Origin of the sequence: Priestia koreensis (genome assembly GCF_022646885.1) — a bacterium.
GTDB classification, from domain to species: domain Bacteria; phylum Bacillota; class Bacilli; order Bacillales; family Bacillaceae_H; genus Bacillus_AG; species Bacillus_AG koreensis_A.
The window spans coordinates 1,355,351-1,366,319 of the sequence record NZ_CP061868.1 but is presented as its reverse complement, the minus strand read 5'-3'; the positions used below and the strand labels follow the sequence as shown (position 1 = coordinate 1,366,319).

Annotated in this window: 11 protein-coding genes; 5 read left to right on the top strand and 6 right to left on the bottom strand. The window is 41.0% G+C overall.

Annotation, left to right across the window (positions count from 1 at the left end):
• Positions 1-47: 47 nt before the first annotated feature.
• Entirely contained in the window at positions 48-956 is a 909-nt protein-coding gene (metA, locus tag IE339_RS06720; RefSeq protein ID WP_242175076.1) for a homoserine O-acetyltransferase MetA, read from the top strand.
• 45 nt (positions 957-1,001) lie between these two features.
• Here the strand turns inward: metA and IE339_RS06715 are convergent, their stop codons facing one another.
• A complete protein-coding gene (locus tag IE339_RS06715) occupies positions 1,002-1,697 on the bottom strand; it encodes a class I SAM-dependent methyltransferase (protein ID WP_242176135.1) in 696 nt (231 codons plus the stop codon).
• Between the two features lie 121 nt (positions 1,698-1,818).
• Between IE339_RS06715 and IE339_RS06710 the strand changes: the two genes are divergently transcribed.
• The 3 genes from IE339_RS06710 to IE339_RS06700 all read left to right on the top strand — a co-directional run bounded on the left by IE339_RS06710 (position 1,819) and on the right by IE339_RS06700 (position 3,480).
• Positions 1,819-2,046, top strand: coding sequence for a DUF3892 domain-containing protein (locus IE339_RS06710; RefSeq protein ID WP_242175074.1), 228 nt, complete (start codon positions 1,819-1,821; stop codon positions 2,044-2,046).
• 12 nt (positions 2,047-2,058) lie between these two features.
• On the top strand, positions 2,059-2,208 hold the full coding sequence (locus IE339_RS06705) for a hypothetical protein (RefSeq protein ID WP_242175073.1): 150 nt from the start codon (positions 2,059-2,061) through the stop codon (positions 2,206-2,208).
• 126 nt (positions 2,209-2,334) lie between these two features.
• A complete protein-coding gene (locus IE339_RS06700) occupies positions 2,335-3,480 on the top strand; it encodes an amidohydrolase (RefSeq protein WP_242175071.1) in 1,146 nt (381 codons plus the stop codon).
• Between the two features lie 178 nt (positions 3,481-3,658).
• On the opposite strand, the gene IE339_RS06695 is transcribed toward IE339_RS06700, so the two are convergent.
• The 4 genes from IE339_RS06695 to IE339_RS06680 all read right to left on the bottom strand — a co-directional run bounded on the left by IE339_RS06695 (position 3,659) and on the right by IE339_RS06680 (position 6,878).
• Positions 3,659-4,126, bottom strand: coding sequence for a FixH family protein (locus tag IE339_RS06695; RefSeq protein ID WP_242175068.1), 468 nt, complete (start codon positions 4,124-4,126; stop codon positions 3,659-3,661).
• 38 nt (positions 4,127-4,164) lie between these two features.
• Positions 4,165-4,740, bottom strand: a complete 576-nt coding sequence (locus tag IE339_RS06690) for a DeoR family transcriptional regulator (protein ID WP_242175067.1) — start codon at positions 4,738-4,740, stop codon at positions 4,165-4,167.
• A 190-nt stretch (positions 4,741-4,930) separates the two neighbouring features.
• Complete coding sequence (locus tag IE339_RS06685; protein ID WP_242175066.1) at positions 4,931-5,449, bottom strand: PCYCGC domain-containing protein; 519 nt, start codon at positions 5,447-5,449, stop codon at positions 4,931-4,933.
• 226 nt (positions 5,450-5,675) lie between these two features.
• Positions 5,676-6,878, bottom strand: coding sequence for a cytochrome P450 family protein (locus tag IE339_RS06680; protein ID WP_242175064.1), 1,203 nt, complete (start codon positions 6,876-6,878; stop codon positions 5,676-5,678).
• A 326-nt stretch (positions 6,879-7,204) separates the two neighbouring features.
• Between IE339_RS06680 and IE339_RS06675 the strand changes: the two genes are divergently transcribed.
• Complete coding sequence (locus IE339_RS06675) at positions 7,205-8,641, top strand: alanine/glycine:cation symporter family protein (protein WP_242175062.1); 1,437 nt, start codon at positions 7,205-7,207, stop codon at positions 8,639-8,641.
• 39 nt (positions 8,642-8,680) lie between these two features.
• Here IE339_RS06675 and IE339_RS06670 read toward each other — a convergent pair whose 3' ends face one another.
• Entirely contained in the window at positions 8,681-10,837 is a 2,157-nt protein-coding gene (locus tag IE339_RS06670) for a type IA DNA topoisomerase (RefSeq protein WP_242175060.1), read from the bottom strand.
• Positions 10,838-10,969 lie beyond the last annotated feature (132 nt).

Here is a 10,969-nt window from a genome sequence, read left to right as displayed (position 1 = left end):
CGCGTCATCTGCACGTGTAGAATACTTCTACTAGGAGGTACCGTTCATTGCCTATTAATATTCCGCGCAATCTTCCTGCCAAGGAGATTTTAGAAAGCGAACGTATTTTTGTTATGGATGAAACACGGGCGTCATCTCAGGATATCCGTCCATTAAATATTGTGATTTTAAACCTAATGCCAGAAAAGGAAAAATCTGAGGCACAGCTGCTTCGACTGTTAGGAAACTCACCGCTTCAAGTACATATTACGCTACTGTATCCCGTCACACATGAAACAAAAACAACGAGTAAAAACCATCTAGATGAATTTTATAAAACGTTTCGTGAAATTAAACATTTAAAGTTCGACGGTATGATCATTACAGGTGCTCCTGTCGAACTATTGCATTTTGAAGCAGTTGATTACTGGCCTGAATTACAGGAAATTATGGATTGGTCAAAAAGTCACGTAACGTCAACGTTGCATATTTGCTGGGGTGCACAAGCAGGACTCTATCATCACTTTGGAATTGACAAACGGGAGCTTCAAAAAAAATGTTCCGGGGTGTTCACGCACCAAATTATTCAAGAGCCCGTTAAATTGTTAAGAGGGTTTGATGACATTTTCTTCTCTCCTCATTCACGCTATACGGACGTTGACCTTCAAGAAGTTGTTCATCACCCAGAACTTCAGCTTTTATCTTATTCAGATGAAGCAGGCGTCTACCTTGTCATGTCTCGCGATGAACGATTTGTATTTATTACAGGTCATCCTGAATACGATGCCCAAACGCTACAGGAGGAATATGAACGGGACGTAGCAAAAGGACTTGATATTTATGTTCCGACTAATTATTTTCCGAACAATGACCCAAGCGGTCAGCCAAGAAAAACGTGGCGTTCTCACGCGAACCTATTGTTTATGAACTGGCTGAACTACTACGTGTATCAAGAAACACCGTTTGAATGGGAATAACACAAACAGGAGGTGGCCGATTCACAGGCTACCTCCTTCTTTGCATTACGCTTGCTTTTCTAACATAAACACCCATAAGAAGGTAAGCGCCTGCTGTAGTTCTCTTGAAAGAGACTTTTTCATTTCATTTGTGACGCCTCTTTTATATACACCGTAACCACCGATCGTGTGCAGGCCGTTCTCATTTGCTAGCTGCTCAAACTCCCACGGCATCATCGTATTGCATATTACATCTTTTCCGTACAGACGCGCATAGCTATTCGATCTAGGCTGAGCGGTCGGTCCTAAAATACCAATGCATGCCTTTCCTTCTGCCTTCAGCACACGCTTAATTTCCGTTAACGCATGAAGGGGAGAAGACGTCCATTCAAGTACATTGATAGCCATAACGGCATCCTGTGATTCATCTTTAAAAGGAAGTGCCATAATATCCGCCTCGTAAAACGAAAATTCCTCGCTTTCCCCTAGCTCTCTTGCCTTTTGGACCATTTCACTTGATAAATCTACACCCGTTACTTTGTATCCTGCTCTATGTAAAAGGGATGAACCGTATCCATCTCCACAGCCAATATCTAGTAATTGACTACCTTCTTTTATATGCTCTTGGATGAGAGGTACAATATCCTTTCGGCTTCCTTCCGTCCACATGTTTTCACTTTTTTGATTCCAAAACGTTACTCCTTCGTCCCATTTTTTCTTTGCTTCCTCATGCCAGTTAAACATGCAATCCCCTCCACGAATAAAATGTTTCTTCTCTATTATCATAGCGCTTTCATACATAATTTTCATCTAAAAAGCTACGCTATACATATAAGGGAGAAACACAACTCCTTTTATTCTTTGCCGAAAGGAGTGAAGCCTAGTGGCGAAAGAACAATTTGTGGCCGTTCGTAAAAACAGTGAGGGTGATCTGCAAGAATTTCAAACAGCGTCTGGACAAACACTCTCTTATCAAGATGCTCTCCAACTTGTTCAAGCGGGCAACGTTGAAAATGTGAGTGCATTTAAAGGAAAAGATGGCGGCACCTACATTAGAAGTAATCCTGACGGTGACAAGTCAAACAACTTAGATTCATTACCTACTTTTTAAAGGAGAATAACGATGACTAAAAAACATAATAACGGCAGTGAGAATCAAAGCAATCCGAAAAGACAGCATGAGCTTGTCGAGATGGGACAAGAAATTGCTAGCGGAGATAACAGCAAAGGCAATAAGCGCAACAAAGATCAAAACGATAAAACGGCTCATTAATTAGAATCCAGCAGCGTTAAGACGCTGCTGGATTCTTTCATGTATACAAAGGTTAATTAGTAGACAGTTGAATTGTTAGAATATAAACTATTATCTGTAATTTATTTTTAAAAAGGGGGAATTAGTTTGCTTGCCATTCAACATGCGACTATTTTAACGGGATTAGGAGAAACGATACATAATGCAACGATCCTAGTAAAGGAAGGAAAAATTGAGGGCTTTGGACCTAATCTTTCCGTACCGAGCGACTATACTGTGATTGATGGAACAGGAACCTTCGTTACACCAGGGTTAATCGATGTACATACGCACGTAGGAATTTCAGAGCACGGAGTCGGCCGAGAAGGACAGGACGGAAATGAAGTAAGCTCTCCAACAACGCCTTATGTACGTGCCATCGATGGAATTAACCCAAACGATCGTGCCTTTACTTTCGCACGTGAGTCAGGAATTACCACCGTACAGATCATGCCAGGAAGCGCAAACGTCGTGGGCGGTGAAATGTCTGTTGTGAAAACACATGGACGCGTCATTGATGACATGATTCTCAGATCTCCGTCTGGAATGAAAGCGGCACTTGGCGAAAATCCAAAGCGCGTATACGGAGGAAAAGGCGTACTTCCTACAACAAGAATGGGTATTGCTTCTCTTTTGCGCGAACAGTTTATTAAAGCCCAAAACTATCTTCATCGAATTGATGGCGAATCAGAGGTTGACCGTGATTTAGGTCTTGAACAGTTTGCCAAAGTATTAAAGGGAGAAATCCCACTACGCGTTCACGCTCATCGTGCGGATGATATTATGACTCTTATTCGTATCGCAAAAGAATTCGACTTTGATTTCACGATCGAGCATTGTACAGACAGCAACGAGATTGCCGATTATATCGCTAAAACAGGAATGCGGGTTTCAGTTGGTCCGACAATGTCTAGCGGTACAAAAGTGGAAACATCTAACCGCAGCTGGTCTACTCTTCTTGCATTAAAGCAAGCAGGCGTTCCGTTCTCCATCACCACTGATCATCCTGTTGTCGGCATTCAATACTTAATGACGAGCGTAATTTTAGCGGTCAAAAATGGATTAGATCAAGAGACGGCTCTGCAAGCCGTGACGAGTAACGCCGCTAAACATTTAGGTGTAGAGGATCGGGTCGGGTCCATTGAAGTGGACAAAGACGCTGATCTCGTTATTTGGTCAGGTGATCCATTTGATCTTCGTGAAAACGTACTGACTACCATTATTGGTGGGAATGTCGTATATCAGCGTTCGTAAAAAAATAAAAAGGCTCCAAATGAGCCTTTTTATTTTTCACCTATGTATTACAGTACACGAGGAACATACGCTTCAATAGGTTGTAATGTATCAACCTTTCAGCAATCAATATCAGACGGTTTGTGACTATGTTCAATCGCATAGTAGAATGCTTTTTCCATCTCCCTCTACCTCTGCATTAGTGATGTCCTGGCATATGCTGTGATTTCTCTTTATCCATGTCTTTTGTCAGCTTCTCTACTTCTTCTTTTGGTACATCTCCCGCCACGACATATGTCTTCGGCATATTGTGCATATCATGAGCCGTCACGTGTGTTTGTACAAAATACACGCCTGCTTCGGAAAAATTATGTTGAATCGCATACATTCCTTTTTTCTCGGCAGTGGCTTTGATTACTTCGCTTTTTCCATCCGTACCAGCTTTCCAAATTTCAAACTTCACTTCGTCTGCATCATTCACATTTTTGGTTCCTTGCGTAACGTGAATCATCAACTTTTCCTCTTTATTTGTATCGACTTCTTTTGGAATCTCAAACTTAACCTCAATTGGCTTTGGCACGGTTGCTTCTGTTGCTGTATCGTTTGAACAGCCCGACGCCAATAAAATCCCGACACTTACAAGTACGCTTACCCCTATTCGTTTCATTCTCCCAGCCCCTCACTAGTCAATCGTTTGTTTTCTGTCTATTCTTTTGCTGAACAACAGCCGGTTCCATTCATTTTGTCATGGATGATTTTAATTGCTTCATCAAACGAACAAATTAGACCGCCGAATCCGGCTTGAAACCTTTTTGCATCGTTAGCTGATGCAAACACCAACACTTGAGGATCGCAGCACTGTACAGCTAATTCACTATCAATGAGAAAAGTGGCCATCTTAGCACTTACCGTTGTATCTAGCAGAAAATCTCGACCAATTACTTGAGCTACTTGCTCTTTCATTTGCTCATATCGCATCAGCCCACAGTGAGCACAGCACGTATGCTCAATTTGCTGTTGGTGCGTAATTAATTGAATTGATAAGCGTCCTGTTCCTTCTTTTGCACAATACGAGCAGCGATTCGCAAAAATAGGCTCTTCTTTTCGTAAAGCAATTCCATTGGAAGTTTTAATTACTTGATTTGAGTCAATTAACGGTTTAAGGTCCCTGTAGACGGTCATCTCCGAAACGTTTAAACGGTTGCTAATATCAGAGACACGAAGCGTTTCTTCTTGATGTAGCCATTCTAGTATTTGATGTTGTCGATCAATGGGTAACACTGTGGTTACACCCTCCTTTTCGCTTGTTTTGACGTCCCCTATAAAAGTCTCTTATCTTAAGAATATTTTATCCTCTTTCACGAATCAAGCATTTTCCTGGTACTTTCTGTGATTATTTGTGAGAATTCCACATCCGTAGACATAGCAAAGAACCCGTTCATAAAATGAACAGGCTCTTTCCCTTCACTTCTTACTTCACAGGAGGTGTTGGCGTAGGGGTTGCATAGCCCTTTTCATACTTTTTATCAATCATCGCTCGAATCTCTTTGATAGAAGCACCGCTATCATATTGCTTGATCGCTTCATCCGCAATTTTTAAGCATACGCCACAGCGCGTAGCATGATCGTCCCAAACGACAGCTCCGTCGTCTTTATTTTCATAGATAAAACAATCATAGTTATTTTTATGACCAGCCGTTGTTCCGCATCCACAAAAACACGGAATGTTCTCAAGAAGCGCTCGATGTTTCGCTACTTCACTATATAAGCGCTTCATGTCTTCTGGTTGCTTATTTAAAAAACTTGGTAAGTCATTTGAATTCTGCGTTTTCTCACGAATATCAGCCACCGTGTGTTCCGCATGATGTTTATGTTCCGCAGCATGACTTTCCATTTTTTCATTTGAAAGAATAGTATTCGGCTGCTGTTGCGCACAGCCTGTCGTCATCGTTCCGAGACCAATGAGAAGAGTCAATACGGATTTTTTCATGTTTTATCATCCTTTTTTATAATATAACGTGCTTGAACAACGCCTATGTTTTACTATTTACCAAATTCATGCATTCTATAACTTTCATAAAACCCTTGTGAATTTTCAATGAAATGCAAGTCGGCAGGTTCTTCGCTGAGAAGAAAGATGGAGAGGCGTACGAAGCGCGTGTTCAGAACGGGATGCAAAAAAGATCACATCCAAATGGACGTAATCTTTTGCAGCATTAAGCTCGTAGTACCGGCAATTCTTTCAAACCACGCAGTAAAAATACAGACCGCCATTCCAAGTCTGATAGTGATCCCGCAGGCGTAATATGGGGAAAAGCGCGAAGTAATTTCCGAAACGCAATACTTCCCTCTAGCCTCGCTAAAGGCGCACCTAAACAAAAGTGAATGCCATACCCAAACGCCATATGTGGGTTCGGTTTTCGCGTAATGTCAAGCAGGTGTGGATTTTCAAACTTCCGCTCATCTCGGTTTGCAGAAGAAATAGAGGCGATGACCAAATCTCCTTTTTGAATTGTTTTACCGTGAAGAACAATATCTTCATCCGCCCAGCGAGCTGTGGAGAAATCAACTGGACTATAAAAACGTAGCATCTCTTCAATAGCTGTTTCAGTTAAGCTAAGGTCGTTTTTCAAAAGCTCTAGCTGTTTCGGATGTTCAAATAACGCATACATTCCGTTTCCAATTAAATTTACCGTGGTTTCGTGACCGGCAATAATTAAAAGAAAGATCATGGAATATAGCTCATTTCCTTGAAGCTTGTCCCCTTCTTCTTCCGCATGAATAAGCCCTGTAATTAAGTCATTTTGTGGATTCTCTCGTCTCTCTTTAATTAAGTAATCTAGGTATTCCACAAAAGCTTTCACATCTTCTGCAAACTCATTGTGTTCATTTTCTGACGCCGAAACAATCGTATTAGACCATTTTCGGAATTTATGACGATCTTCAACAGGAACACCTAGTAATTCACTGATGACGATAATAGGAAGCGGGAAAGCAAACGCATCAATTAAATCAAAAGAACCCTCGATGTGTTCCATATCTTTGAGGAGACTATCGGCAATTTGCTCGATGCGAGGTGCTAGTTTCAACATTTCTTTTGGATTAAAGCTAGGCTGAATTAAGCGTCGAAGTCTTGTATGATCAGGAGGGTCTACGTTAAGCATCATGTTATGAAAAAGCTTGGCTTCATTGGAGTGTGCATCTGCAGAAGAAATCGGACCAAAAACCTTTGATTGATCTTTTATGAAGCTACTCGATTTTAAAAGTTCTACCACATCGTCATAGCGACTAATTAACCACCCTGTTCTCCCCCCTTGAAGTGAAAAGGAATGAGCCGGTTCGTCCGCACGTAGACGTTTATAAAATTCATAGTCGTTTTTTCGAAAATCAGGCGAAAATATGTTTGTCTCTGTTTCCATCGTCTTCCTCCTCTGAACTTTTTCGAATATATCAGTATATTCAGTATACTTAAGAGAGATCGTTTTTACAAATGATCTGAAACTCTTTATACACTTGTATGATAGCGTTTTCGACAACCAGAAGCTTTCAGACAAGAAGGAATTCCCTTTTAAAATTTGTTACATTTGGAATTTACATCATGATGTTCCTAGTATATAATCAATTTTTAATGTCATGTTTTCTAACATAAGTATTTTTTTGGAGAAAGATTCTTTCTCGTAGCAATGGGTAAACATACATATGTACACACCCGGTTACTTAAATTCCATTTTTATGAGGTGATGAAATGAACAATACTCCAAGCCCTTTTGAGCTATGGGTGCTGGACGTGAACGACTTCTTTTGGTCCAAGCTATTAATTGTCTTACTAATCGGAGTTGGATTGTATTTTACGTTCCGCTCAAAATTCCTTCAAGTTCGATTAATTCCTGAAATGCTGCGCGTGTTGATGGAAGGAAGATCATCCAAAAAAGGAATTACTCCCTTCCAAGCATTCTGTATTAGTATGGCGGCACGTGTTGGAACAGGAAATATTACAGGGATCGCCATCGCTATTCACTTAGGTGGACCTGGTTCTATTTTCTGGATGTGGATTCTCGCAATCATTAGCTCCGTGTCTGCATTTATTGAGAGCACGCTCGCACAAATTTATAAAATTAAAGACGGTGACGGTTTCCGCGGTGGTCCTGCGTACTACATGGAAAAAGGGTTAAAGAAACGCTGGCTCGGAATTCTGTTCGCTATCCTCATTACTTTATCATTCGCGCTTATCTTTAATGCGGTGCAATCCAATACCATCACGCTCGCATTCGAACAAGCATTTGATACAAACCGCTTTGTTGTAGGTATCATTATGGTAGTTTGTTTTGCCTTTATCATTTTCGGTGGGATTAAACGGATTGCCAAAATGTCCGAATATATTGTCGTAATCTTAGCGGTTCTTTATATTGCTATCGCTGTTCTTGTTGTCGTAATGAACATCACACAGCTACCGGGCGTTATTTCTCTCATCGTGAAAAATGCCTTTGGATTTGAACAAGTAGCAGGAGGAACGTTAGGTGCCATCGTAATGAACGGAATCAAACGTGGTCTCTTCTCAAATGAGGCTGGTATGGGTAGTGCACCAAATGCTGCCGCTACTGCCGTAACGAGTCACCCTGTTAAACAAGGTCTTATTCAAGCTTTTGGTGTATTAACGGATACGCTGATCATTTGTTCAAGTACGGCGTTTATCGTTTTATTCTCGAACGTGTACAAAACGACGAATCTAAGCGGGATTGAGTTAACACAAGCTTCTCTTAATACGCACATTGGCTCTTGGGCCAGTGCGATGCTAGCCATTATGATTTTCTTGTTTGCCTTTAGTACCCTGATCGGGAACTACTACTACGGCGAAACAAATATTGAGTTTTTAAAGGGCGGAAAAGTTTGGTTAAACGTCTACCGAGTAGCTGTTCTAATCATGATTTTATTCGGCTCTGTAGCAAAAATTAGTTTAGTATGGAACTTAGCAGACTTATTTATGGGTCTAATGGTTGTGGTTAACCTTCTATCGATCTTGTTCTTATCAAAAATTGCCTTTGCGGCACTGAAAGATTACATGCGTCAACGTAAACAAGGAAAAGATCCTGTATTTTACCGTGATAGCATTCCAGGATTAGATGGTATTGAAGGATGGGAAGACTCGCCCTCAAAAACCAATCTAGAAAAACATAACGCTTAACGAACAAAAGGAGAAATGCACGGTGCATTTCTCCTTTTGTTATTTATCAAACTCCATCTTCCAACTGAAATAGTCATTGTCAGGATTTTTTTCGTAGCGCATTTTCGCATCGAATTTGTTTCCTTTTTTACTCGTTAGACCCTTTACAGTCGTAACCCCGTTTTTTAACAAGGCTTTTACCATCGTTTTCGTTGGTTTCTTTTTCATCGTTGCTAAAAACTTATCGTTTTTCCAAATCACAAACTTACAGCCATTTTTCCAATTGCTACAGCCAAATCCTTTTTGCCCCTCAATGACGGCATGGCCACAAAGCGGACATTTGCCCATGACCTCATTCGTGCGACGCTGTGACGTCACCTCATTGATCGTCACGTCTTTTTCTCCTTTAATCGTTTCAACCGAATGTGAGGTGAAGTCAAAAATAAGCTGTAAAAACTCCTGCTTTGTGACGGTGCGTTTTTCGATATCGTGAAGCGATTTCTCCAATCGCCCGGTAAACTCGAGATTAAAAAGGTCTTTAATCGGAAACGTCTCCACCAAATCGCGACCAAGCTTTGTACAGAACAGATTTTTGTTTTCTGATTCGATGTATCCAACATCTTTTAGCTTTTTGATCGTTTCTGCCCTCGTTGCCGGTGTTCCGATGCTAAAACCACTTAAAATGGCATGAACACTCTCTTCATCGTCTCCGTCTCCTTCGAAGTTTTTCCCGCACGTTTCCATGACGCGAAGAAGCGTTTTTTCTGTATGCTGCTTTGGCGGCTTTGTGGTGTGAGTTGTTACCTCACTTTTCACTAAGTCCACGGGATCATTAGCTTGAACGAGCGGTAAGATCGTATCTTTTGACTGCACCTTCTCAACCTTTTTCCAGCCCTCTACTAGCTGAACTTTTCCTTTTGAAATGAACAGGCCTTTTAGCGAAACGTCTTTAATTTTCGTTTCAATCCGCGTTTCTTCATACTCTGCAACCGGCATAAACTGCATGATAAACCGATTTTTAATCGCGTCATACACATGTTGCTCATCTGGTGACAGCTTTTTCGGCTTCACATAAGTTGGAATAATAGCGCTATGGCTATCTACCTTGGCATTATCAAACACGCGCTTTGATTTTACAAACTTAATTTCGTCCTTATAAGGCAACCCCTCTGACAGCGTTTCAAGTACTTTTGCTGTTTTCCCAACTAGACTCTCCTCAAGCGCAATACTCGCAGTCCTTGGATACGTGATGAACTTTTTCTCGTACAAAGACTGTGCTACTTTTAACACTTTATCTGACGTCCATCCCTTGTATTTACTTGTAATATGACCTTGTAGGTTCGACAAGTTAAATAAAAACGGCGGATATTCCTTTTTCTTTTGAACCTGCTTGTCATGAATAATTCCGGACTTATCGGCAAGCATCGCCTTTATTTCATCAAGCGTTTCCTTTGCTTTAAATTTGTCGTCCTTGCCCTCTGTATACGTGCCTTCGTATTCGTCTCCTTGCTGCGTTTTAAATGTCCCTTGAAGCTTGTAGTAATTCTCTGGTACAAACGTCTCAATCTCTCGGTCGCGATCATAAATAATTTTCAGCGTTGGTAGCAGAACACGACCGATATTCAGTGCTTTTCCTTTTCCCTTTTGATACTTAAGCGTCGCAACAGACGTTAAATTGATGCCAATGACCCAATCAGCCCACTGTCTGCTTACCCCAGCATCCTGCAGAGGACGAAGCTCTGTATTGGGCTTTACATTTTGCAGACCGTTCATCACTTCAGCAGGCGTCCATTCGTTTAAAAGCAAACGATAGACTTGTTTATCCGTTCGCAGATTATAAATAATGCTATCGCCAATAACCTGTCCTTCGCGATCATAGTCACAGGCTGAAATAATTCCGTCTACATCAGGTCTCTTCATTAATCCGTGGATAATCTTCAGCTGCTTTTGTGCTCCTCTATCCGGTTTATCACGGTTTTTCGGATCGCTTTTTACTTTGTATTTAAAAGCTTGCGGAATAAACGGAAAGTTTTCCATCTTCCATGTTGACATTTTTTCATCATAATCTTTTGCATCATATAATTGAAGAAGATGACCAAACGCCCACGTCACGATATAGCCGTTTCCTTCAAAGTAACCGTCCTGCTTTCCTTTTATCTTAAGCGCATCTGCAATGTTTCGTGAGACAGACGGCTTTTCTGCAATAATTAATTTCATCTTTTAATCACCTTGTATTCGTTCGAATTTCTAGCTCTGATTGATTTATTTTACCATAGAAATAGCCGTTCCCCTACTTAAAACCAAAACGAGCGTTCGCTAAAAATAAAAATCCTCTCAGTGGAATAGCCG